This is a genomic window from Saccharopolyspora sp. NPDC000995 (genome assembly GCF_053599315.1).
This window is the reverse complement of the sequence record NZ_JBSFLZ010000124.1, coordinates 1-20829: the sequence shown is the minus strand read 5'-3', so window position 1 is coordinate 20829 and position 20829 is coordinate 1. Positions and strand designations below refer to the sequence as shown.

The window sequence follows — 20829 nt, the reverse complement described above, 5'->3', positions numbered from 1 at the left end:
GTCGTTGCTGGTGCGCAGGCTGGGGCAGGCCATGTTGGTGCCCGCGCTCGCGCCCATGTAAGGCGTGCCGCCGCGGACGGCTTCGAGGCGTGATCCAATGTGACCGGTACAGGGTCTAAGAAAAAATGTCCGGCCAGATCGTCGTCCCGGTCGTGGTGGCCCGCAGCGAGAGCCTGCTCAACGACGAGGTGCTGGCCAAGCCGAGTACCCCGCTGCTCGACAACAACAACAACCTGGTCAAGGTCTGACCCAACGCTGCCGAGGAGCCGGTGTTCAACCGCGTTGAACACCGGATTCTCGCATTGTTCGCGGACGGTTCACGGACCCCGGAACCTCGTGGCGAGGGACCCGATCGGAGGTCCGCCGACCGTAGGATGGGGGTGTGGAAAACGGTCGACGGGGCAAGGACCTCCGGATCGGCGATCCCGAGCGGGAGAGCGCGATGCGGCTGCTCGGCGAACACTTCTCCGCCGGACGCCTCGACGTCCACGAATACGACGAGCGCTGCCAGCAGGTCGCAACCGCCCGGTTCCGCTCCGAACTGAACGCGCTGTTCGAGGACCTGCCCGAGCCGCGGCCGGGTGCCCAGCCGCAGCAGACGCCCGCCACCCGAACGGCGATGCCCCCAGCCGCCGGGAAGATCGTTCTGGCCATCTGCGCGGCCGTCCTGGTCATCTTCCTGGTCGTGGTCGCCCGGCAATTGGCCCCGATCCTGCTGATCCCGCTGATCGCCGTCTTCTGGCTCTCCTGGCGCCGTTGATCGACGCCTACCGTCACGATCGACCACGTTTCGTTACGGTGAGGTCATGCACAGCTCGCGGATCACCGGGGCGGGACGGCTGAGCGCACTGCTCGCCGTCGGCACGCTCACCCTCACCGGGTGTGGCATGTGGCAGGCAGAGCGGACATCGGACACCGCAGCCCCGCTGCCGCCGCCACTGCCTACGACGAGCGCTCCCCCGCCGCCACGGCCCTTCGAGCTCGCCCTCGATGGGGTGGACCCGTGCCGGCTGCTCACCGCCAACCAGCGCAACCAGCTCGGTTTCGACCGGGCGCCGCTGCCCGGCGCCGAGGTCGGCTTCGGCGACGCGGCCACCTGCAGCTACCGCAACACCACGGCGAAAGTGGGCGCCAGGTTGGCGTTGATCACTACCGAGAGCATGGGGGTGTGGACCGACGACACCGCGCAAGTGGAGGCCTCGCCCGTGGTGATCGGCGGCTTCCCGGCGCTGGTGATCAAAACGCCGGGACTGGACCTGTCCTGCAACGTCGCGGTGGACGTCGCCGAAGGCCAGCACCTCGACGTCCTCTACCGCGACGACGGGGGCCAGCCGCCACCACCGGTCGACCAGCTGTGCGCCGGGGCCCGGCGGGTCGCCGAAGACGCCCTGGCGAGCCTGGCCGCACCGGAACCGTCCTCGACGAAACCGTCCGCGCCCCAGACCACCAAGCCGCAGTAACACACGACACCATAACCCGCTCGGATCAACAATTTCGCCGTAATTGACTCCACGGAGTGACACTGGACGCCCATCCGGACCTCTGACGTTCACGCTGAGCAACCACCAGAGTGATACTCACCGCGTATGGAGCACTCCCCAGCGTGATGATTGCTGACTACAGTGTTCGGCGGACGTTTAGTAGCTTGAGCGCTCGGGTCCCCGCATTCGCCGGGTGCCCGCGAACACCCGGCCAGGGCCACGCCGCCCTGGACCTCCCGGGCGTTCAGGCACAAGGGCCCGCACCCGCCACCTGGGCCCTTACCTGTGGGAGGGGAAAACGTGCCGCTCACTGCTCCGTGGGGCGACAGCTCGACCGAAGCCCTGCCCGGAACGTCGGGGGGCTCGGTGCAAGTCGAGCCCGCCTCCATTCCGAGGCTGGTGAACGCGCTGCAGGAATCGCTGGATGCGGTCGGCCTGCAGATCGAGCACGCCATCACCGAACTGCGCATCCGGCCCTGGGCCGGCGATCCGATCAGCACCGACGCGGCCGAGGAGTTCAACCGGCGCTCCGTCGGCGGCGACGACGACGCGCTGACCGCGCTGTGCGGTTACCGCGACCAACTGCAGGCTGCCGCCGAGTCGCTGCGGCTCGCCAGCCGGCAGTACGAACGGATCGACGGCGACAGCGCTGCGGGCATCGGCGGAGGTTGCTGATCCCGATGAGCGATCACCGTTGGCAGGGATACCGCCACCCCGAGCTGTTCGCGCAGATCAACGAGGGCCCCGGGCCCGACGGCTCGATCGACAGCGTCCGGCGGTGGGGCGAACTCACCCGCGTGCTGAGCGATATCGACGCCGGGCTGGCCGCTGCCGTGTCGGCGGCGATGGCTGGTTGGCAGGGCATCGCCGCGGACAGCGCCCACGACGGGCTGCGCCCGCTGGGCAACTGGGCGGCCCAAGCCCAGCAAGCCAGCACCGTGATGCGGGACCGGGCCGAGCAGCAGGCGGAGTTCATCAGCAAGGCCCGCCAAGACATGCCGCCTCCAGTGCAGATCACCACCGAGGAACCGAGCACCGCGGAAACGCTGCTCACGCACCTCTTCGGCGGGCAAACCGACTACGAGCTGCAGGAAGCCAAGCAGCACGCCGCCGAACAGCGGGCCTTCGACGTGATGCGCACGTACGAGGCTTCGACACAGGCCAACACCACATCGCTGGCGTCGTTCACCCAGCCACCCCAGGTGGTGGTCGACGCCCCGATCAGCGGCGACGTCTCCGCCAGGCAGCAGAACGTGACCATCAGCTGGGGCGCCACCTCGGTGCCCGCGGCGCGAGTTCCCTCGACGCCGAAGACACTTTCCGCGCGGGTCCCCGAGCAGCGACCGGGGCGGCGGGGTGTCGGCGGATCGTCACGCGGCGGTGACGGGCGCTCTCCGGGCAAATGGGCGCGCAAGGACCGCGACGACGCGGTGGACCAGAAGGTGACCGAAAAGGTCGGCCGCCAAGGCGGGTTCTTCGACGAGCCGCAGACGTTGTCCCGCCCGGTGATCGGCGGCGAGCCCGGACAATGACGGTCACCGACACCGGCCGCCAGCTCCACCTGTCTGCACTGGAGTTCGACGTGCTCATCGAGCACCTCGGATTGGAGACCATGCCACTGGTCCTCAAGATCCCGTCACCCGGGCGCACCCACAGCGAACGCGCGAAACTGGTGGAATCGGCGTGGCGATCGCTGGGCTCCCGCGAACTCGGCCGTCCGACCAGGCTCGATCCGGAACTCGAATGGATGCTGCGGCTGCTAGCCCGCCCCTGCCGCGAGGTCGACGGGCGGATCTGGTTGCGGCGCAGCGTTCGGGTGCTCGCGGCCTCCGATGCGGAATCCGAGCACGCGGTGCTGGTCGTGAAGGACGGGGACACCTTCGGCCTGCGGCTGGCAGCGGCGAGCGGGCTGCCGCGAGAAGCGGTTTCGGTGCTGCCGACGCTCCCGCCTGGCCCCGGCCGTTCGGTGTCAGTGCGCAGCGGCGATCTCGACGGCGCTGCCGCGGATGCGGGCGACAACGTCGAGCAGCTGCAAAGTGCGTTGCAGCGCCGGGGAATCCGCCCGGACGACGCCGAGATCCTGATGAGCATGGCCGCCGGGGTCGACGCGCGCGGACAGTTCGGCGCCGCCGCCCGCAACCGGTTCGGTCGCCGGGTCCGAGCCGGTCGGGTCATCGGCTTCTTCGACACCGCGCACGGCCGGTACGCCCAGCTGCGGCGGGAGTCGCCATCCGGCGAAATGTGGAGCACCGTCGCACCGGTCGACACCCGCCGCCTGATCGGGCACGTCAATGAGCTGCTCGCCGAGGTGACCGCAGAGCCGTGACCCACGGAACGGCCTGTTTTGCGTTTCACCGAAAGGAAAAGCACGGCCCGCGCCTGTTGGGCACCGACCGCGCCGCAGCACCGAAGATGCCTATACCACCGGTTCGACGATGCGCTCCCGCGCCTCCGGGGCCGCCGAGCGCTTCGCGTCGGCCGCCTGGTCGTCGGGCTGCGTCTGCGAATCCCGCTCCGCCTCGACCCTCTTGGCGTACACCTCGACCTCGCGGGCCACGCGCGCGTCGTCCCAGCCGAGCACCTCGGCCATCAACCGCGCGACCGGTTCGGCGCATTCCACGCCGCGGTGCGCGTATTCGATGGAGATCCGGGTGCGCCGGGTCAGCACATCCTCCAGGTGCAGCGCGCCTTCGTGGCTGCACGCGTAGACAACCTCGGTCTGCAGGTAGTTCGGCGCAGTCGGGATCGGCTTGAGCAGCTCGGGCCGCTCCTCGCCGAGGGCGAGCACGTCGTGGATCTCCGAACCGTAGCGGTCCAGCAGGTGCCGGATGCGGTACGGGTGCAACCCGTGCGCGGCGGCCAACTGGTCGGCCTGGTTGATCAGCGCGTGGTACCCGTCGGCGCCGAGCAGCGGCACACGGTCGGTGATCGACGACGCCATCCGCCCAGTGATGTCCGGCGCGACGGCATCCACGGCGTCGGCCGCCATGACGCGGTACGTCGTATACTTGCCGCCGGCGATAGCCACCAGCCCGGGCGCGACCCGCGCGACCGCGTGTTCCCTGGATAGCTTCGAGGTTTCCTCACTCTCCCCTGCCAGAAGCGGCCGCAGCCCGGCGTAAACGCCTTCGATGTCGTTGTGGGTCAGCGGCGTCGCCAACACCGAGTTGACGTGCTCCAGCAGGTAGTCGATGTCCTTCTTGGTGGCCGCCGGGTGTGCCAGGTCGAGGTGCCAGTCGGTGTCGGTGGTGCCGACGATCCAGTGGTTGCCCCACGGGATGACGAACAGCACCGACTTCTCGGTGCGCAGGATGATGCCCGACTCGGCCACGATGCGGTCGCGGGGCACCACGATGTGCACACCCTTGCTGGCCCGGACCCGGAAGCGCCCGCGCCCGCCGGAGAGCTTCTGCAGCTCGTCGGTCCACACCCCGGTCGCGTTGATCACGGCCTGCGTGCGGACCTCGACCTCTTCGCCGGACTCCACATCGCGCACCCGGACCCCGGCGATCCGGTCGGCCTCCCGCAGGAAACCGGTGACCTGGGTGGACGTCGTGACCACGGCGCCGTAGCGGGCGGCGGTGCGGCCCACCATCATGGTGTGCCGCGCGTCGTCGGCCTGGGCGTCGTAGTAGCGGATGCCGCCGATCATCGCGTTGCGCTTCAGCGCCGGCACCATCCGCAGCGCGCCGGCGCGCGTGAGGTGCTTCTGCCCCGGCACGGACCGGGCGCCGCCCATCGTGTCGTAGAGGAACAGGCCCGCGGCGGTGTAGGGGCGCTCCCAGAACCGGTGGGTCAGCGGGTACAGGAACGGGACCGGCTTCACGAGATGCGGCGCGATCAGGGTGAGCATCAGCTCCCGTTCCCGGAGGGCCTCCCGGACCAGCGAGAACTCCAACTGCTCCAGGTAGCGGAGTCCGCCGTGGAACAGCTTGCTGGAGCGGCTGGAAGTACCTGCCGCCAGGTCACGGGCCTCCACCAGCGCCACCCGCAGCCCGCGGGTGGCCGCGTCCAGCGCCGCACCCGCACCGACCACGCCGCCGCCGATCACCACTGCGTCGAACTCGTCCGAACCGAGCCGCCGCCAGTTCTCCGCCCGCTCGGCGGGCCCCAACGTGCCCTTCAACCGGCTCTCGGTTTCGATTTTGTCCTTGGCCACCAGGCGTCCTCCTCGCTCGAATCGCGTCCCACCGCTGACCACCCCGCCGACGCGGAACCCGGACTCGGCGCCAGTCCCGACTGCGGTGGACATCATGCCTGACCTGCACCCTTCGCGCCCGGTTCGGCACCCCGCGCATTTCCTGCCTGCTCGACCTGCGCACCGCGGTCGCGCAGGACCTCGATATCGGCGCGCGTCGTCTGCGAATCCACGATCACGACGCCGAAGTCCTCGACCGCAGCGACCGCGTGCAACGCTCGCCGGCGGAACTTGGTGTGGTCGACGTAGAGCACCCGCCGCCGCGCCGAGGCCAGCATGGCCTTCTTGATCTGCACCATTTCCTGCTGCGGGTAACAGCAGATCCCGTCGGTCACGGCGGAGACCGACATGATCGCCAGGTCGACGCGCAGGTTCCGCAACGCGTCCAGGGCCATCCCGCCGACGAACGCGTCGGCCCACGGCAGGTAGTCGCCGCCCACGCAGATCAGGCTGATGCCCGCAACCCCGGCCAATTCGCCGAACACCCCGCGGTGATTGGTGACGACGGTCAACGGCGCGCGTTCCGGCAGCAGCCGGGCCAGGTACACGCCGGTCGTCGAATCGTCGAGCACCAGCGCCTGCCCCGGCTCGATCAGTTCCGCCGCGGCCCGGGCGATCTCTTCCTTCTCCGCGGTGTTCTGCTGCAAACGGTATTCCGACGCGGCCTCGTAAAGCAGCGAAGAAGCCGCCGAAACATAGCCTCGGTTGCGGTGCACCAGGCCCTGCGATTCGAGGTCGGCGAGATCCCGGTACACCGTCATCGCGCTAGCCCCGACGGCCTCGACGAGATCGTCGATCCGCATGTTGCCTTCCGCCATGACCAGTTCGGTGATCTTGTGCCGCCGGTCCTGCTGCTTCCCTGACGGGCGTCGACCGGACATCGTCGTCCACCTCAAATCCCTTGTCATCGCGTCTGCGACGACCCCCGCGCGGTCCGGCGCGGCCCGAAGTCACCCCGATGCCATCATATTAACTGATGAAAAACACCGTGGGATGGGTCTTGCAACGTTTTTTTTCACATGCTTAGTGTGACCTGGCAAGCGCAACGGTTCCTGGGGAACGCCCGAGGTGAGGGGCACCCTTGGGCGGGTGAACCGCTCAAGGCCGTTCCTCACCTCGCCACCCCTCGATCAAGATCACCGATCACGGTTCGGGCTCCGCTAATACCAGCCGATACACACGACTAGGCGGTACAGACCAACCTGTTGCCTACGAGTGGCGGCATGCATGGACACGTGTTGCTATGCGGCAGTACCGTCCCGACTCACTCCATCTCGGACAGTCACGAAACCCGCCTGTGCCAACGGCGGCATTGAGAGGGGAACGGCAGAATGAGTCTTGGTGAGATCTTCCTCTGGGAGATGATGGGGACGGCAATACTCACGCTGTTAGGTTGCGGCGTCGTAGCGAACACCGTGCTGCGTAACAACCGCGGCTACGAAGGCGGTTTCCTGCTCGTCAACTTCGGTTGGGGTTTCGCGGTTTTCGCGGGCGCGAGCGTTGCGGCGCCGTCCAACGCGCACATCAACCCGGCGGTGACGCTCGGGCTCGCGGCCAACGGCCAAGTCCCGTGGTCGGAAGTTCCCGTCTACATCATCGCGCAGCTCGTTGGCGGCACGATGGGCGCGATTCTGTGCTGGGCCGCCTACAAGCTGCAGTTCGACACCCACGACGACCCGGCGAACACCCTCGGCGTCTTCGCCACCAGACCGACCGTGCCGAACGCGCCGTGGAACCTAATCACCGAGATCATCGGCACGTTCGTGCTGGTCTTCTGGATCATCCTCAGTCCGCAGGCGGGTGTCGGCGAAACGCCCGGCGTGCCGTCGTTCGGCAACGCGGCGCTCGGTTACGCCGCGGTCGCCTTCATCGTGATCGGCATCGGGAACTCGCTCGGCGGACCGACCGGGTACGCCATCAACCCCGCACGCGACCTCGGGCCGCGCATCGCCTACGCGATCCTGCCGATCCGCGGCAAGGGCTCCGCCGGCTGGGGCTACTCCTGGATTCCGATCGCCGGTCCGATCATCGGTGGCGTGCTGGCCGGCCTGTTGGCGCTGGCACTGCCCATCAGCTGACCCAACGCCACACTCAGGAAGGTAGGACGAAAATGGCCTCGTACGTCGCCGCCATCGATCAAGGAACCACATCGACGCGGTGCATGATCTTCGACCACTCCGGCCGAGTCGTGACCGTCGACCAGATGGAGCACCGGCAGATCTTCCCCAAAGCCGGCTGGGTCGAGCACGACCCGAACGAGATCTGGCAGAACACCCGGCAAGTCTGCGCGGGCGCGCTGGCCAAAGCCGACCTGGTGTCCTCGGACATCGCGGCCTGCGGCATCACCAACCAGCGGGAAACCACCGTGGTTTGGGAGAAGGCCACCGGCAAGCCGGTCTACAACGCGATCGTCTGGCAGGACACCCGCACCGACGAGATCGTCAACTCCCTGGCATCCGGCGAAGGCGGCCAAAACCGGTACCAGAGCAAGACCGGCCTACCGCTGGCGACCTACTTCTCCGGCCCCAAGGTGAAGTGGATCCTGGACAATGTGGACGGTGCCCGGGAGCGCGCCGAGAAGGGCGAGCTGCTGTTCGGCAACATGGACACCTGGGTGCTGTGGAACAGCACCGGCGGTCCGGACGGCGGCCTGCACATCACCGATCCGACGAACGCCTCCCGAACTTTGCTGATGGACCTGGAGCGGCTCGAATGGGACGCCGGCATCTGCGCCGAGCTCGGGCTGCCGATGACGATGCTGCCGGAGATCCGGTCCTCATCGGAGGTGTACGGGAAGTTCCGGGAACGCGGTGTATTCGCGCGAATCCCGATCGCCGGCATCCTCGGCGACCAGCAGGCCGCCACCTTCGGGCAAGCCTGCCTGTCACCCGGTGAGGCCAAGAACACCTACGGCACCGGCAACTTCGTGCTGCTCAACACCGGGACCGAGCGGGTGATCAGCCAGAACGGGCTGCTGACCACAGTCGGCTACAAGATCGGCAGCAACGACACGGTGTACTGCCTTGAGGGTTCCATCGCGGTCACCGGGTCGCTCGTGCAGTGGCTGCGAGACAACCTCGGCATCATCGCCACCGCCCCGGAGATCGAACAACTCGCCCGCAGCGTCGACGACAACGGTGGCGCGTACTTCGTGCCCGCGTTCTCCGGGTTGTTCGCCCCGCACTGGCGCTCCGACGCGCGCGGCGCGATCGTCGGCCTGACCCGGTACGTCAACCGCGGCCACCTGGCCCGCGCGGTGCTGGAGGCCACGGCGTTCCAGACCCGCGAGGTGATCGAGGCCATGAACGCCGACTCCGGCGTGCCGTTGAAGTCACTGAAGGTCGACGGCGGCATGGTGGTCAACGAGCTGCTGATGCAGTTCCAGGCCGACATCCTCGGCGTCCCGGTGATCCGCCCGGTGGTCGCCGAGACCACCGCGCTCGGCGCGGCCTACGCGGCGGGCCTCGCGGTCGGCTTCTGGACCAGCGAGGAGGACATCCGCTCGAACTGGGCCAAAGACAAGCAGTGGGATCCGCAGATGCCGACAGAGCTCCGCGAAAAGCAGTACCACCAGTGGCAGAAAGCTGTTACGAAGACCTTCGACTGGGTGTCCTAAAGACCTACTGCTGCGGTGAATCTACGACAAGCTCGGGCTGCCATACCGGAATGATCGCGATCCCGGCGCGCCCGAAGCGTCGTGGCGGCGGCGTGATCTGGACCTTGCGAATGAGTCGCGAGAGCAGGTCACGTCGCCGTGTTACTGGGAGCGTGTCCCATTCCTCGATCAGACCCCGTGCAATGGTTCGTGCAGGTTCGGGATCGTCGCTTTTGGCTTGTTGTCCGGCGTGGCGAGCCGTTCAGCTGCCGACTACTGCTCGTGTAGCACTTCGGCGCGTGTCTGGTCGTACTCTTCTTCGGTCATTCGCTCGGCGATCAGGTGCCGCCGCAGCGCTGCGAGCTGCTTCACGATGCGGTCGAGCTCGTGTTGCGATTCCTCAGCGGCAGCGCGTGTGGTGAGCTGCAACCGCTCGGCCTGACGGGCACTTTCAGCCGCTGCGCCGATGTCGTCGGCTAGCTCAGTGAGCCACTCCTTTACGGCGTTGACGGCACGGTGTTCGAAATGGTCACCATCCGAACACCGCCGGTGCCGGTGCTTCTCCAGCAGATTAGGTGCACATACGGTCGTTCACGACTGCCGGTTCGATCACGTCGCGTCATCGCGGCCTTGCAGTCTCCGCACTGGACCAAGCCCGACAAGGTGTAGCGGGCGACGATTCGCCTGGGGTGCTGCTCGCCGCGTTTCAACCGAGTTTGCTTGTACTGCTCCCACTCCTGCTTCCTGTTGACGGCTGGGTGCGCGCCAGGACCCACCGCATCTGCGGAAACGGCGCGGTGATCTTGTTGCCGTCGGCATCAACAGGTACCCGCCTGAGGAGCCCGGCCCCGCACCCGGTGTCGGGTATGTCGCGAACGGTCTTGGCGTTCCATGGCTTCCCTCGATCGTTGGGAATACCGCGGCGGTTGAGCTCACGGGCGATACCCGGACCGCCGCTGCCACTGAGGTAGACGCGGTACATCCATGCAAGCGTCTCGGCCTGCTCGGGGTTGATCTCTTATCGTTCCTCCTCCCTTTTCCGTGTATCCAGTGGTAGCCGAAGCGCTTGCCACCAACGGCCGGTAGGCCGAGCGACCGACGGCGGGCGTGCGCATCCGTCCACTGCTCGCCTTCCTGGTTCGAGTCGAACGTTGCGGCGGCGAACATTCGGCCGAACTTTCCGAAACTTCACCAATGTGTGGGGCGAACCCGTCCGGTTCGCAGCAACGGCGACTGGCCCGCCTTCCGGGTCGCCGGCACCCGAATCCTCGACGCCGACCCGCTGGTGTTCACCACCACCTATCAGGACTCCACCCGGCGCCGTGGTCTGGGACTCCGAACAGTACGGCGTCTGGGACCAATCCTTGTCCTGGAGCTGACACCTGTGCCCATCCAGCACGTCACCGCCGGGGCGAAAGCCCTTGCCAACGAGCAAACTCCTTGATCGACCAGTGCAACGCCACAACCGACAAGGCCAACTCCAACGCCGCGGAGATCAACGACCTCAACACCACGGCCAGCGACCACGGCGCCCGCATCGCCGTACTGGAAGTCGCGCCGGCGCCCACCGCCTGGCTCATCGACGCGCTCGGCGACGCCGGGCCCACGCTCGTCGTGCCGCTCGTGCTCGGCGCGGTCTAGGCCCTGCTGCGATGGGCCGAACCGCGGCTGCCCGCACCGATCGCGCGGGTGCTGCTCGGCTCGGCCCGCCCGCCGACCTACACCCCGCCGGGCTCCGCGAACGCCCCCGCGGGGCGGCACCGCGCCGCCTGAACCAGCGCCCCCGCGCCCTTGACCGGACGCGGGGAAGCTTTCGTCGTTTTCAGCCGTCAATGTCCGTTTCGCTAACGACATTTTGGACATTACACGCTTGCGGCCTCGCTGACATGCGGTTACGTCGAGAGGGTGAAGTTTGTAACGAATGTTCATGTTTGGCGTACATGCGTGTGGAACCCGGCGGTAAACCGGGGACTCGCCTACTCAGCCTTGAAAGGACCGCAAGAATCCCATGTCACAGATGGCCGATTTGAGCATTCCGTCCGCATCGCCCGCGCAGCCGCGCAACGGCTTCGGAACCACAGGCTTCGTCCTGGGTCTGGTCGGCCTGATCTTCTCTTTCATCCCGCTGATCGGCGTCATCGCCTGGCCGCTGGTGATCCTGGGGCTAATCTTCGGCATCCTCGGCATCAACCGCGCCAACAAGGGAGCCGCGACCAATAAGGGCCTGGCGATCACCGGCACTGTCCTGTCGGCGATCGGCTTGGTGGTCTGCATCCTCTGGGCCGCGGCGTTCGGTTCGGCCGCCAACGACATCAACCGGAACATGCAGCAGTTCGACCAGCAGCTCAATCAGGGGCAGCCCGCAGTGCCGCAGACCGGCAATTCCCCGGCCGACGACGCCGCAGCGCAGACGCGCACAGTGGTCTACGAGGTGACTGGCTCCGGCAAAGCGCTCAGCATCACCTACACCACCGATGGCATGACGTCCATGGAGCAGCAGCAGAACGCCGCATTGCCGTTCAGCAAGGAGATCAGCATGCCTGCCGAGGCATTCCAGGTGTTTTCGGTGTCCGCCCAGAACTCTGGGAGCGGCACGATCTCCTGCAAGATCACCGTTGACGGCAAGGTGCTCAAAGAAGCCTCCAGCAACGGCCAGTACAGCGTCGTGATGTGCAACGGCGACGTCAAAAACTGGTGACGACACCTGATGACCTATGTGGTTGTCAGTAGATCACGCAGACGCTCGGCTGGGGTTCTCCAGCCGAGCGTTTTCTTATAGTCGATCTTGCGACCATTGTCATGGATCCGCACGTGCCCTTGCTTGCGCCACAGCCGCGATCCCAGTCCTGCGCGGTGCGCACGTGAACACCCACCTGCGCGGCAGCAGCACGCCGCGACACACCCGATACACGAAGGCGCTCGTAGGCCGGACGCCCCGGGTGCCCGGCAGGACCGGCCTTTCCCTGCTCTCGGATGCCGGCCTTGCGCGCCCACCCGTAGGCCGTGTTCCGGTTCACTCCCACCGCACGGGCAGCGGCCAGAATGCTGCCCGACTCCCGGTCGAGCACCTCGAAGAACCGAACCCTCAACTCCTCAGAAACCACGATCCCCGCAACTCCCCGAATCCAGGGTGTTGCGAGGATCGCTAGAACCCGCCCTTCACTGGTGCGGGGGCGCGTTCGTCGTTTGCCCAGACGCCGCTACTGGGGAAGCCTCGATTCAACCTGTCGAGCAACCTTTTCCGCTTCTCCACAGGGGTCAGGAATATCGTTCTTCGTGATGCCGCTTACCTTGATCTGAACGACCCCACCGCGCCTGCGTCAACCAGGACAGAGCACATACCGCGGCCGGAGGATCCAGCCCGCGACGGCGTGGGCGGCGGTGCGCCCGTTGAGGTTGAACTTTTCGTAGCTGTCCCACTTGCCGTCGGTCTGGTACTTGTCGACGGTCTCCTGCTCGTTCTTGTACAAGGTGACGAGCCGGTCTTCTCCCTCATACGAGCAACCCGGCTCGAAGCTAAATTGCTCGACTTTCTCCCCGTGCCCTCCGACCCCCGCAGCACTCAAGTCCGCCGAGGTGAACAACGCACACGGGTCGAAGTCCTTAAGCCCAGGGGCTCCCGCATTGGCACTGGTGGTGGGCTCCCCGCCACCGGGCTGGCCACCTGGAGCCTTCCCGGGAGAGCAGGCGGCTAGGCCGAGCAACGCCATGGAAGCTACCGAGATCAACAAGCAGTAACGCCGGGTCACTGGATACCTCGCTGTAGATCCTGGGCGATCTGGTCGTCGGTAGCAAGGTAGTCCTTGGCAGCAGCCCGGAAGGCATCCGCCTGTTCCTGAAGAACTTCCTGCATCTGCTGAATCAGCGCGACGGCGCCAGCCTCACCATGGTTAGCCTTGTCCATAAACCGCTGCGTCAGCTGCTGGCCGTCCGGGTAGTTGCCCAGCCCAGACACCTGAGCGATCTGGTCCGCGTCACGTACCAGCTTGGCCAGTTCCCGAATCTCGTCTTCAACGCGTTTGGCGGCTTTCTCAGCTACCTCGGGGGTAAGCGACAAATTGCCCGCGCTCACCTGCTGGTTAACTATTGGTCTTTTGGCGGATGGCGTTCAGTCCCTCCGCCGCCGCCTGGAACCCACCCTGAGTCATGACTGCCTCTATCCCTGGCTTGTCGACCAACGAGGGGGATGCTAGCGATCAACCAGCGCCGGCGGAGGTGGTTTCGGACACGCCGAGGCGAGCCTCGTTGGCATGGCCGACGGGGTCCGAGCGTGGTGTCGGCGGGGGGCACCAGCCGGGAGTGTTGGCCGATGCTCCCGCCAAGCTCTACAACTCCTGAAGTCCGACAAGGCGATGGCGCAACGTCCACCGATGGGACGCCATGAAATCGAGGGCGCCGAACGGCAACCCGGCCTCGGCTGGTGGCAGCAGCCGCGTTTCTACGAGCGCAAGGTCGTCGGCTAGGTCGCCGCGCATCACCACCGGTGCGCGCAGCCGATGCCGGCCACCCGGCTCGTCCTCGGCGGCAGGCGCGACCGCCGGGCGGCACAACCTGTACTCGGAACCATTCTCGAGGGGTTGCTGCGCCGCCTTTCACCGTCGGTGCTCTTGCGGCAGACCAGCGGCACCAGCCGACCATAGGCCACACCTGCGAACTGCGCGACGTTGACGAGCGCCACGCCAAGAGGCTGCGGCGTCTGGCCAACCTAGGGGTGTCGACCAAACACCGCAGCCCATGGACCAGCCATCGACCTGCGAAATCGGCGGCTCGGTTTCGGACCGCGAACGTCACTCGCGTGCCTCCACGCTAAACACGGCAGCGTTTCAGACAAATGCCGTTTGGCATATGCCACCCGTTCGAGTGAAAGAAGCCATCGCCCACCACGCGTCATCGACCGGTTACTCCCGCGGCACGGACGAACTGGCCCCGAACCACGTCACACCTCGCGCCGCCGATACGCCTTGTTCCGTTCTGGGTCAGGGGACGACCTGGACCTCGTCGCCTGGGTTCAAGGTGTCGAAGAACCGCTTCGCCGCCGTCGTGGAGAGGTGCACGCAGCCGTTGGACTGGGCTCGCAGGCTGCCCTCATGGAAGGCGACGCCGGTGTAGGTGAAGAACACCGAATTCGGCATCGGCGCGTTGTTGAACTCGCTGCTGCGGTGGTCGGCGTCTTTCCACTGCACCCGGAAGACACCGGTCGGGGTCTCCGATCCCGGCTTGCCGCTGGTGATCGGGACCGGGCCATAGCTGGTGGTCCCGTTGTTTTGGAGCCAGGCCTGCTTGGTCGACAGGCTCACGCACGCCTTGGCGCTTGCCCGGCACGGACTCGGACTGCCGCCCGTGGCCTGCGCGGTGACGACTCCGCCCGCGAGCACACCGCCGACGACCAGGGCCGCCACGGTGAGCGCCGGCGCTTTTCTGATACCCATCTTCTCCTCATGCCTTCGCGCATCGCTTTGCCTCCCCGACGACGCCACACACCGATGCAGCGCCCAATCCGCGAACGGGTCACGCCACGCCCGAGCGAGCGCTCCAGGGGAAGCATGCGTTTTCTCGATTGCCTTTATGCACTGGGAAAAACATCGAATCGACATCGAGTGACAAACGCCACTCTCGGTACTTGCCACCGCGGGTTTCGCACGGTACACGGCCGCGCACCCGACGTGACCGAACCGCGTTCGCCCCCCACGAACACCTCGGGTCAAACCGTTCTCGAATCGGCGAAACCGAACGGCGCCACTTTTCGTCGATCAAGCCAGGCAGGGCGCATCGGGCTTGATCGACTCGACTCCCAGGATCCCGATTGCCTGAAACTTTCAGATTCTGAGGATTTGTCTGAGTCTAGGCGGGACCGGATTGTGCGGGTTCCGCCCGGATCGGCGCGCGTGGAAGCAAGTGGATGAGGACCGGACCGGGAAAGCGGCTGCTGCGCTGTTGTTGCCGGGAACCCTCGCGTGCGGTGTCCCCGCAAGCGGGTTGCCGGAATCCCCGAGCTGTCCACCAACGACGACTGGGTCGAACCGGCCGTCCCGCTGCCGACGGGAACCGTGCTGAACAAGTACTCCGGCGGCTTCGGCATGTCGGCGGCTGGCAGAGCGAGCAGATGGCGCCGCCCGGCATCGAGCCCGTCGTTGTCGAGGAAAGCCTGTTCAGCGAGATCGGGAGACAAACGGCGAGATCAAGGACTTCGTCGGCAATCAGGTGCTCGCCGCTTGGAGGGACGGCGACGAGGACAAAGAGATCGTGGCGGTGCACGATGCCGCGACCGGCCGGGTCGAGGCGAAGGTGGACTGCTCCGTGGACGTCAGCAGCGGCCTGAGTTTCGATGTGCCGAGTACGAGACGGGCGACGCCCGCATCGTCCTCTCCCCCAGCGAGCAGCATCTGTCCACCGACGGGGCGGTGTTCGACCTGAAGTCCGGCAAGGCGACCTGCGCCGACGAAAGCGACAACACCAAGGACATCAAGCTGGTCTCCGTCGGAGACGACGGCCTCGCCTACGGCTGGGCCGACGGCGAAAGCGACGAGGACCCGGTGACCCCGGTCGCGGTCACCATGCAGGGCAGCAAGCCGCTGCCCGTGGGCACGCGGATCCCGGACGCGGTGGTCGACGGGGTCGGCGTTTTCGCGCTGGATTCCAGCCATGACACCGCTCGTCTCGTGGTGCTCATCCAGAAGGGCCGAGCCGCCGAACACCTCGGCTTGGACGTTGTGGCCGGGTGGTGCCTGCCGAATCGCACCACCCGGCTCATGGCACCGCCGCGCGCCGGTCGAGGGGCGACTCGTCGCGGCAGGGCGGTGTGGCATTTCCGGCTTCGGGAAGTCCGGCGATCGTTCTCCAGGACCACCGGCCTTGGAGATCTCGCCAACGTCGCACCGGTGGTCGCGCCGGACGAAATCGTTGCTGTCCCGGCAGATCGACTAGCGCGGCGCGTTGCTCGCCGCCAGCATGTCAGCCAGCACTCGTGATCTGGCTTCGTCGTTGTGCTCATCGGGGCGCCAGGTGCAGGCGATATCGAATGCCCGGACTCGCCCGGTGCCCACCATTCGACGGACTGCGTCGAGCACCGCCCAGTAGCTCGGTCCCCCTGCGACCGGGAAGCTCATGCCGGGCAGGTCGGTGGCGTTGATCAGGTCCAGGTCGATGTGCAGGACGAGCGGCCCGTCCGGGAGGGCCGCCTCGGAGATCTCGCCAACGTCGCACCGGAAGATTTCAGCCGTCGCCAGGTACTCGGCCCCGGATTGGTCGAGTTCACGGGCGTCCACCAGCAATGCGCGGCTCTCCGGCAGAGGGCGGAGCTCGAGCCCGTCCGCGATCAGCTCGGGGCGGTAGCCGGCCGCGATCCGCAGCGGCATTCCGCCCACGCGACCGGATTCCGTGGTCTCCAGGGTCTGCACGTCGCCGTACGCGTCGAACCAGACGATCGACGCATCGGTCCCCGTCCGCTGCAGCCCGGCGACAACGGCGAGGGAAACCATGCAGTCCCCGGACACCACGGCCGGAACCTCACCTCGGTCGACGGCAACAAGCTACCTCGTCCGCGACGGCGGGGTACAGCACTCCGAGGCGCTGCCACACGTCGCCGTCGGGCAGCGGCAGCTCCACTGCCGTGACGTCGGGCGGCAGCGGAAGACCGGGCTCCGGCAGTCGCTCATCGAGGTGGTAAGCCACCGAAACAATCGCCATGGCCAGAGATTAAGGGTTCCCGGGCAAAATCGGCGACCGGTTTTCCGTTCCGTATCAACGGAAGTCGTTGGCGTGGTCGACGGCCCACTGGGCAAAGGTGCGCGCGGGACGCCCGGTCACCTGCTCGACCGTCCGCACCGGCACCTCCGGGTTCTGCGCGCTCTGCTGCCGGTAGGAGAGCAGCGAGTCCGCGACGCCCGCCGGAACGCCGTCGGCGACCCAGCGGGCGCGGGCTTGCTCAGCAGTCTCCTCCTCAAGCTTGATCTCCCGGCCGATCGCGGCGCCGATCGCCTGCACCTGCTCGCCCACCGTGATGGATTCCGGCCCGCTCAGCGGGTAGGCCACCCCTGAGTGCCCCTCCTCCAGTAGGGCCGTCACCGCCACTGCCGCGATGTCGTCCTCGTGGATCGGCGTCTGCCGCGCATCGCCGTACGGCTCGCGGACGACGCCTTCGGCGCGGATCGATTTGGCCCAGGCCAGGGCGTTCGTCGAGAACGGGCCGGGCCGGAGGTAGGTCCACTCGAAGCCGCCCGCCGCCACCGCCTCTTCGAGCACGCGGTGTCGCTCGCCGATCGGATTGCGGTCGGTGAACTCCACCGCCTTCGAGGACAGCAGCGCGATACGTCGGACGCCGGCTGCCCTCGCCTGCTCGACGAACGTCCCGGCGCCTTCGGGCACCGGGAACAGGAAGACGCGGTCGACCCCGGCAAGCGCCTTCGCCAGCACATCCGGCTCGGTGAGGCCGCCACCGACGACCTCGACACCGCCAGGCAGCCCGGCCGTTTCCGGCCGCCTGGTCAGCGCCCGCACCGGCGCTCCGGCCGCCAGCAGACGATCGACCACACGACGGCCTACGTTCCCGGTCGCGCCACTCACCAACACGGTCATGGAGAATCCTCTCAGCTCACTGAATGATCATCTCCACGCTAGGACCTCCAGCGCACTCGAAGTCAATCGAGCGAGCGGTTCGTTCCCGATGTCGGCTTCGAGCCGCTATCAGGTGGGTAGTGGCAGGCCAGGCCGGAGCAGTCCTGCTGCGATCAGGTCGCGCCACAAGTCCGCCGGCACCGATCGATCGAACAGTTCGGCGTTGTCCCGGACCTCCTCGGCCGACCGGGCCCCCACCACGACACTCGCGACCGCAGGATGTTCTGCGGCGAAGGCCATCGCAACCTGCGGGACGCTCACGCCGTGGCGGTGGATCACCTCCGCCATGCGGGCCACGCGCGCTCGCAGTTCCGGCGCGGCCGGGGCGTAGTCGTACATGGCTTCCTGCCCCAGTTCGTCGGTGGCCAGCACACCGCCGTTGAAGACGCCGGCGGCGAGGACCGACACGTTGCGCCGGAGGCACGTCGGCAACATGCTGTCCACAGCGGACTGTTCGAGCAAGGTGTACCGGCCTGCGAGCAGCACCGCGTCCACATCGGTTTCCGCCGCGAACCGCTCCAGCATCTGCCACTGGTTCATGCCGACCCCGACCGCGCCGATCACGCCCTGCGCCCGCAACTCGTGCAAGGCCGGGTACGCCTCGCCGACGGCCTGCGCCCAGTAATCGTCCGGGTCGTGGATCAGCACCAAGTCGATGCGGTCCAGGCCGAGCCGCCGCAGGCTCTCATCCAACGAGCGCCGCACCCCGTCCGCGCTGAAATCCCACACCCTCCGGTGATCGGCGGGAACCTCGAAACCCGCGTCGTCCTGCAGCCCCGCGCCTCGCGGATCGGGCACAAGCAGCCTGCCGACCTTGGTGGACACGGCGAACTCGTCCCGCGCGCGCCCGGCGAGGGCTCGACCGAGCCGACGCTCGGCCAGTCCGAGCCCGTAGTGCGGAGCGGTGTCGAAGTACCGGATACCTGCGCCCCACGCCGCATCCACCGCACCGAGCGCGGTGTCCTCGTCCATCGCGCGGTACAGGTTGCCGATCACGGAGCCGCCGAACCCCAGAGCCGAGACCGAAACCTCGGACCCACCCAGCCGATCCGACTTCATGCGCCGTGGCTCCCGGGTAACTCCCACACCTGCTTCAACCCGGTGTCCGCGCCCGAGTAGTCGTCCTCGACGGCCAGAAGCTCGGACATCGTGGCCTGCCAGACGACGTTCGCGGGGTGGTCGCGCAAGGCACTCCGCATCGCCCGGTAGTCCTCGACCTCCACCACGTGGAAAAGATCTTGGCCGTCGCGCCAGATCCGCCAGCTGTGCACGCCCGCAGCCCGCAGCGCCGCGTCGAGTTCGGCCGGGATAACCGCGTGCACCCGCTCGTACTCGGCTTCCTTGCCAGGTTTGAGCTCGGTGTGTAAGGCGATTCGTTGCATCTCCAGGTCCCTTCTTTTCTTCCGCAGTAACAGGCTTTCATCCCAACGTCCACCGCCAGTGCCGTGCCGGTGGTGGCCCCGGGCCGAGGACTTGCGCAGGCCCGGTATGCACGGTCGGGTCGTGCGCACGATGCCCAGGACGTTGATGTCGAAGACCCGGCGCATGGAGCACCAGCTCCCGCCACATTCCGCCGAGGTCGTCCAGAATTTCCTCTACGGCGTGACCGACCAGTGCGGACTCCAGCGCCCTGATCGCCGCGGTCTGCACGTCGTTTCCGCGGCCGATGGTGAAGGCGAAGACGTGCCCCTGCGGGCCGTCGGTCGCGTCTGTGCGGATCACGACGTAGGACGCCGAGTAGTCCGGGCCCGGGTTCATCGCGTCCGAGCCACCCAGCTCGCGGGAGGTGGGAACCGGATGTCGTAGGTCCGCAGACCGGTGATCGTCGCTGGCTTCACGTCCACCTCGCTTCAGGCACGTCCGCTCCTCCCGGCAAACGGGTGTGTCCCCCAGGTATAGCTACCGCAACCGCGAATTCCAAGATCCCTCGTTCTCCGGGCGCCGGGTGCGGTTCGGCCGGCGGCACGGATCGTTGGCTTGGCCCGCGCGCGAACTCCTACCGTGACGGCTTAGACTTCTTGCAGGTAAGAGAGGTCGCCGAGCGCTGCGGCGTGGGCGCGAACGCGTTGCACTACTACGAGCGCGTGGGTTTGCTCGGCCCCGTCGGGCGGGACGCCGCCAGACGGCGGCGCTATGGCGAACAGGCGATCGCCCAGGTGGCGTTCTTGAACCGGATGTGGCAGACCGGGATGACCGCCCGCACGCTGCGCCAGTGCCTGGACCTGATGCGGGCCGGAGAGCACGCCATCGACCGACACCGGAAATCCTGCTGGACGAAGCGGGCCTGCTCAGGCGGGATCTCACCCTCGTGCACGCCTCGCGCCACGGTGACCACGAGCTCAAGCTCGCGGTCGACCACGGCGTCAGCATCTCCATCGCGCCTCAGATCGATCTGACCACGCACGGGCTCGGCCTGCCGCCGATCGAACGCCTGCTGCACGCCGGCCTGGCACCAACCCTCACCGCGGAAACAGCGAAACCGCCGGGGCAGGTGACATGTTCACGCAGCTGCGGATGACGGTCGCGGCGCACCGGTCGTCCGCAGGACGGCAACTGTCCGCAAGGGAGGTTCTGTCTTGGGCGACCTCTCATGGTGCGGCTGCCTGCGGCGTGGCACACCGCACCGGCTCGCTGACGCCGGGCAAGAAAGCCGACTTGGTGCTGCCGAGGGCCGATGACGTGAACCTCTCGCCGCTCACCGCATGCGCCGAAGCGCTTCATGCTCGCGGCACACTCCGAGCAACGTCGACACAGTGCTGGTCGCCGACCAAGTGGTCAAGCGTCACGGCGGGCTGATCGTGGATGTGGCGCGGCCCGGATGGCTCGCCGCGTCCGTTAGATACCTCGGCTAGCCCCGTCATCCGCACATGGGCATAGGTGAGTTGATCGGCCGGGCCTGTGTCTGCCCGATCGAGGGCTCTGACAGGGTGTTCGGTCGTGGA

The 20829-nt window shown here is 67.2% G+C and carries 29 protein-coding genes and 1 pseudogene; 14 read left to right on the top strand and 16 right to left on the bottom strand.

Translation table 11 applies throughout. From position 1 onward, the window contains the following. Positions 1-99: Type 1 glutamine amidotransferase-like domain-containing protein (locus ACWDKQ_RS29335; RefSeq protein ID WP_450142010.1), on the bottom strand; the 99-nt coding region annotated here is incomplete at its 3' end. Positions 100-125: 26 nt separating this feature from the next. On the opposite strand from ACWDKQ_RS29335, the gene ACWDKQ_RS29330 reads away from it, so the two are divergent. The 6 genes from ACWDKQ_RS29330 (at position 126) to ACWDKQ_RS29305 (ending at position 3807) form a co-directional block, all read left to right on the top strand. Then, positions 126-248, top strand: coding sequence for a hypothetical protein (locus tag ACWDKQ_RS29330; RefSeq protein ID WP_450142008.1), 123 nt, complete (start codon positions 126-128; stop codon positions 246-248). A gap of 134 nt (positions 249-382) precedes the next feature. Beyond that, positions 383-760, top strand: a complete 378-nt coding sequence (locus ACWDKQ_RS29325) for a DUF1707 SHOCT-like domain-containing protein (protein ID WP_450142007.1) — start codon at positions 383-385, stop codon at positions 758-760. A gap of 46 nt (positions 761-806) precedes the next feature. Further along, positions 807-1460 carry a DUF3558 domain-containing protein gene (locus tag ACWDKQ_RS29320; RefSeq protein ID WP_450142006.1) on the top strand — a complete coding sequence of 218 codons (654 nt, stop codon included), beginning with the start codon at positions 807-809 and terminating at the stop codon, positions 1458-1460. Between the two features lie 321 nt (positions 1461-1781). Continuing rightward, positions 1782-2156: a hypothetical protein gene (locus ACWDKQ_RS29315; RefSeq protein WP_450142005.1), complete on the top strand. Its 375-nt coding sequence runs from the start codon at positions 1782-1784 to the stop codon at positions 2154-2156. A 5-nt stretch (positions 2157-2161) separates the two neighbouring features. After that, the gene (locus ACWDKQ_RS29310; protein ID WP_450142004.1) at positions 2162-3013 is read left to right on the top strand and encodes a PPE domain-containing protein; all 852 of its coding nucleotides are present in this window, start codon (positions 2162-2164) and stop codon (positions 3011-3013) included. Next, a complete protein-coding gene (locus ACWDKQ_RS29305) occupies positions 3010-3807 on the top strand; it encodes an ESX secretion-associated protein EspG (protein WP_450142003.1) in 798 nt (265 codons plus the stop codon). Before ACWDKQ_RS29310 ends, ACWDKQ_RS29305 begins: the two co-directional genes overlap by 4 nt. A gap of 90 nt (positions 3808-3897) precedes the next feature. Here the strand turns inward: ACWDKQ_RS29305 and ACWDKQ_RS29300 are convergent, their stop codons facing one another. Both ACWDKQ_RS29300 and ACWDKQ_RS29295 read right to left on the bottom strand, forming a co-directional pair. Continuing rightward, positions 3898-5733: a glycerol-3-phosphate dehydrogenase/oxidase gene (locus tag ACWDKQ_RS29300; RefSeq protein WP_450142002.1), complete on the bottom strand. Its 1836-nt coding sequence runs from the start codon at positions 5731-5733 to the stop codon at positions 3898-3900. Continuing rightward, the gene (locus ACWDKQ_RS29295; RefSeq protein ID WP_450142001.1) at positions 5733-6560 is read right to left on the bottom strand and encodes a DeoR/GlpR family DNA-binding transcription regulator; all 828 of its coding nucleotides are present in this window, start codon (positions 6558-6560) and stop codon (positions 5733-5735) included. The genes ACWDKQ_RS29300 and ACWDKQ_RS29295 overlap by 1 nt, the downstream gene beginning before the upstream one ends. A 450-nt stretch (positions 6561-7010) precedes the next feature. On the opposite strand from ACWDKQ_RS29295, the gene ACWDKQ_RS29290 reads away from it, so the two are divergent. Both ACWDKQ_RS29290 and glpK read left to right on the top strand, forming a co-directional pair. Beyond that, positions 7011-7757, top strand: a complete 747-nt coding sequence (locus ACWDKQ_RS29290; RefSeq protein WP_450142000.1) for an MIP/aquaporin family protein — start codon at positions 7011-7013, stop codon at positions 7755-7757. 32 nt (positions 7758-7789) lie between these two features. Continuing rightward, positions 7790-9295: a glycerol kinase GlpK gene (gene glpK / locus ACWDKQ_RS29285; protein ID WP_450141999.1), complete on the top strand. Its 1506-nt coding sequence runs from the start codon at positions 7790-7792 to the stop codon at positions 9293-9295. 252 nt (positions 9296-9547) lie between these two features. Here glpK and ACWDKQ_RS29280 read toward each other — a convergent pair whose 3' ends face one another. The 3 genes from ACWDKQ_RS29280 to ACWDKQ_RS29270 form a co-directional block, all read right to left on the bottom strand. Then, a complete protein-coding gene (locus ACWDKQ_RS29280; protein WP_450141998.1) occupies positions 9548-9703 on the bottom strand; it encodes a hypothetical protein in 156 nt (51 codons plus the stop codon). Between the two features lie 68 nt (positions 9704-9771). After that, the gene (locus ACWDKQ_RS29275; protein ID WP_450141997.1) at positions 9772-10050 is read right to left on the bottom strand and encodes a zinc ribbon domain-containing protein; all 279 of its coding nucleotides are present in this window, start codon (positions 10048-10050) and stop codon (positions 9772-9774) included. Next, positions 9981-10289: a recombinase family protein gene (locus tag ACWDKQ_RS29270; protein WP_450142009.1), complete on the bottom strand. Its 309-nt coding sequence runs from the start codon at positions 10287-10289 to the stop codon at positions 9981-9983. Before ACWDKQ_RS29270 ends, ACWDKQ_RS29275 begins: the two co-directional genes overlap by 70 nt. A 425-nt stretch (positions 10290-10714) precedes the next feature. On the opposite strand from ACWDKQ_RS29270, the gene ACWDKQ_RS29265 reads away from it, so the two are divergent. Both ACWDKQ_RS29265 and ACWDKQ_RS29260 read left to right on the top strand, forming a co-directional pair. Then, positions 10715-10915, top strand: a complete 201-nt coding sequence (locus tag ACWDKQ_RS29265) for a hypothetical protein (RefSeq protein WP_450141996.1) — start codon at positions 10715-10717, stop codon at positions 10913-10915. 376 nt (positions 10916-11291) lie between these two features. Further along, complete coding sequence (locus ACWDKQ_RS29260; protein WP_450141995.1) at positions 11292-11972, top strand: MmpS family transport accessory protein; 681 nt, start codon at positions 11292-11294, stop codon at positions 11970-11972. A gap of 47 nt (positions 11973-12019) precedes the next feature. Here the strand turns inward: ACWDKQ_RS29260 and ACWDKQ_RS29255 are convergent. The 4 genes and pseudogenes from ACWDKQ_RS29255 to ACWDKQ_RS29240 form a co-directional block, all read right to left on the bottom strand. Continuing rightward, a pseudogene (locus tag ACWDKQ_RS29255) lies at positions 12020-12174 on the bottom strand (helix-turn-helix domain-containing protein); the annotation flags it as partial. 420 nt (positions 12175-12594) lie between these two features. Then, positions 12595-13023 (bottom strand): DUF3558 family protein, encoded by a 429-nt coding sequence (locus tag ACWDKQ_RS29250; RefSeq protein ID WP_450141994.1) that lies wholly within the window; start codon positions 13021-13023, stop codon positions 12595-12597. Continuing rightward, positions 13020-13346: a hypothetical protein gene (locus tag ACWDKQ_RS29245; RefSeq protein WP_450141993.1), complete on the bottom strand. Its 327-nt coding sequence runs from the start codon at positions 13344-13346 to the stop codon at positions 13020-13022. The genes ACWDKQ_RS29250 and ACWDKQ_RS29245 overlap by 4 nt, the downstream gene beginning before the upstream one ends. A gap of 904 nt (positions 13347-14250) precedes the next feature. Next, positions 14251-14703, bottom strand: coding sequence for a L,D-transpeptidase (locus ACWDKQ_RS29240; protein WP_450141992.1), 453 nt, complete (start codon positions 14701-14703; stop codon positions 14251-14253). 972 nt (positions 14704-15675) lie between these two features. Between ACWDKQ_RS29240 and ACWDKQ_RS29235 the strand changes: the two genes are divergently transcribed. Further along, entirely contained in the window at positions 15676-16242 is a 567-nt protein-coding gene (locus ACWDKQ_RS29235) for a hypothetical protein (RefSeq protein WP_450141991.1), read from the top strand. Here the strand turns inward: ACWDKQ_RS29235 and ACWDKQ_RS29230 are convergent. The 6 genes from ACWDKQ_RS29230 to ACWDKQ_RS29205 all read right to left on the bottom strand — a co-directional run bounded on the left by ACWDKQ_RS29230 (position 16195) and on the right by ACWDKQ_RS29205 (position 19645). Beyond that, the gene (locus ACWDKQ_RS29230) at positions 16195-16770 is read right to left on the bottom strand and encodes an arginase family protein (RefSeq protein WP_450141990.1); all 576 of its coding nucleotides are present in this window, start codon (positions 16768-16770) and stop codon (positions 16195-16197) included. The two genes, ACWDKQ_RS29235 and ACWDKQ_RS29230, sit on opposite strands and share 48 nt — an antisense overlap. Positions 16771-16780: 10 nt before the next feature. Further along, positions 16781-16945: a hypothetical protein gene (locus tag ACWDKQ_RS29225; protein ID WP_450141989.1), complete on the bottom strand. Its 165-nt coding sequence runs from the start codon at positions 16943-16945 to the stop codon at positions 16781-16783. A 69-nt stretch (positions 16946-17014) separates the two neighbouring features. Further along, positions 17015-17848, bottom strand: coding sequence for an NAD(P)H-binding protein (locus ACWDKQ_RS29220; RefSeq protein ID WP_450141988.1), 834 nt, complete (start codon positions 17846-17848; stop codon positions 17015-17017). A 108-nt stretch (positions 17849-17956) separates the two neighbouring features. Further along, positions 17957-18946 carry an aldo/keto reductase gene (locus ACWDKQ_RS29215; RefSeq protein ID WP_450141987.1) on the bottom strand — a complete coding sequence of 330 codons (990 nt, stop codon included), beginning with the start codon at positions 18944-18946 and terminating at the stop codon, positions 17957-17959. After that, positions 18943-19269: an L-rhamnose mutarotase gene (locus ACWDKQ_RS29210; RefSeq protein ID WP_450141986.1), complete on the bottom strand. Its 327-nt coding sequence runs from the start codon at positions 19267-19269 to the stop codon at positions 18943-18945. Before ACWDKQ_RS29210 ends, ACWDKQ_RS29215 begins: the two co-directional genes overlap by 4 nt. Positions 19270-19306: 37 nt before the next feature. Then, complete coding sequence (locus ACWDKQ_RS29205) at positions 19307-19645, bottom strand: hypothetical protein (RefSeq protein ID WP_450141985.1); 339 nt, start codon at positions 19643-19645, stop codon at positions 19307-19309. 122 nt (positions 19646-19767) lie between these two features. Here ACWDKQ_RS29205 and ACWDKQ_RS29200 point away from each other — a divergent pair, with 122 nt between their 5' ends. From ACWDKQ_RS29200 to ACWDKQ_RS29190, 3 genes are read left to right on the top strand one after another with little or no spacing between them, the layout of a single operon-like run. Further along, positions 19768-20283 (top strand): MerR family DNA-binding transcriptional regulator, encoded by a 516-nt coding sequence (locus ACWDKQ_RS29200; RefSeq protein ID WP_450141984.1) that lies wholly within the window; start codon positions 19768-19770, stop codon positions 20281-20283. After that, complete coding sequence (locus ACWDKQ_RS29195; protein WP_450142011.1) at positions 20196-20405, top strand: hypothetical protein; 210 nt, start codon at positions 20196-20198, stop codon at positions 20403-20405. Before ACWDKQ_RS29200 ends, ACWDKQ_RS29195 begins: the two co-directional genes overlap by 88 nt. Continuing rightward, positions 20384-20683 carry an amidohydrolase family protein gene (locus ACWDKQ_RS29190; RefSeq protein ID WP_450141983.1) on the top strand — a complete coding sequence of 100 codons (300 nt, stop codon included), beginning with the start codon at positions 20384-20386 and terminating at the stop codon, positions 20681-20683. The genes ACWDKQ_RS29195 and ACWDKQ_RS29190 overlap by 22 nt, the downstream gene beginning before the upstream one ends. Positions 20684-20829: the final 146 nt, after the last annotated feature.

Bases quoted from the DNA above. Each gene is read 5' to 3' on its own strand.
- ACWDKQ_RS29210 (WP_450141986.1), bottom strand. From the start codon at position 19,269: ATGCAACGAATCGCCTTACACACCGAGCTCAAACCTGGCAAGGAAGCC.
- ACWDKQ_RS29240 (WP_450141992.1), bottom strand. From the start codon at position 14,703: ATGGGTATCAGAAAAGCGCCGGCGCTCACCGTGGCGGCCCTGGTCGTC.
- ACWDKQ_RS29310 (WP_450142004.1), top strand. From the start codon at position 2,162: ATGAGCGATCACCGTTGGCAGGGATACCGCCACCCCGAGCTGTTCGCG.
- ACWDKQ_RS29290 (WP_450142000.1), top strand. From the start codon at position 7,011: ATGAGTCTTGGTGAGATCTTCCTCTGGGAGATGATGGGGACGGCAATA.
- ACWDKQ_RS29330 (WP_450142008.1), top strand. From the start codon at position 126: ATGTCCGGCCAGATCGTCGTCCCGGTCGTGGTGGCCCGCAGCGAGAGC.
- ACWDKQ_RS29205 (WP_450141985.1), bottom strand. From the start codon at position 19,645: ATGAACCCGGGCCCGGACTACTCGGCGTCCTACGTCGTGATCCGCACA.
- glpK (WP_450141999.1), top strand. From the start codon at position 7,790: ATGGCCTCGTACGTCGCCGCCATCGATCAAGGAACCACATCGACGCGG.
- ACWDKQ_RS29320 (WP_450142006.1), top strand. From the start codon at position 807: ATGCACAGCTCGCGGATCACCGGGGCGGGACGGCTGAGCGCACTGCTC.
- ACWDKQ_RS29300 (WP_450142002.1), bottom strand. From the start codon at position 5,733: ATGTCCACCGCAGTCGGGACTGGCGCCGAGTCCGGGTTCCGCGTCGGC.
- ACWDKQ_RS29190 (WP_450141983.1), top strand. From the start codon at position 20,384: ATGTTCACGCAGCTGCGGATGACGGTCGCGGCGCACCGGTCGTCCGCA.
- ACWDKQ_RS29215 (WP_450141987.1), bottom strand. From the start codon at position 18,946: ATGAAGTCGGATCGGCTGGGTGGGTCCGAGGTTTCGGTCTCGGCTCTG.
- ACWDKQ_RS29295 (WP_450142001.1), bottom strand. From the start codon at position 6,560: ATGTCCGGTCGACGCCCGTCAGGGAAGCAGCAGGACCGGCGGCACAAG.
- ACWDKQ_RS29220 (WP_450141988.1), bottom strand. From the start codon at position 17,848: ATGACCGTGTTGGTGAGTGGCGCGACCGGGAACGTAGGCCGTCGTGTG.
- ACWDKQ_RS29305 (WP_450142003.1), top strand. From the start codon at position 3,010: ATGACGGTCACCGACACCGGCCGCCAGCTCCACCTGTCTGCACTGGAG.
- ACWDKQ_RS29260 (WP_450141995.1), top strand. From the start codon at position 11,292: ATGGCCGATTTGAGCATTCCGTCCGCATCGCCCGCGCAGCCGCGCAAC.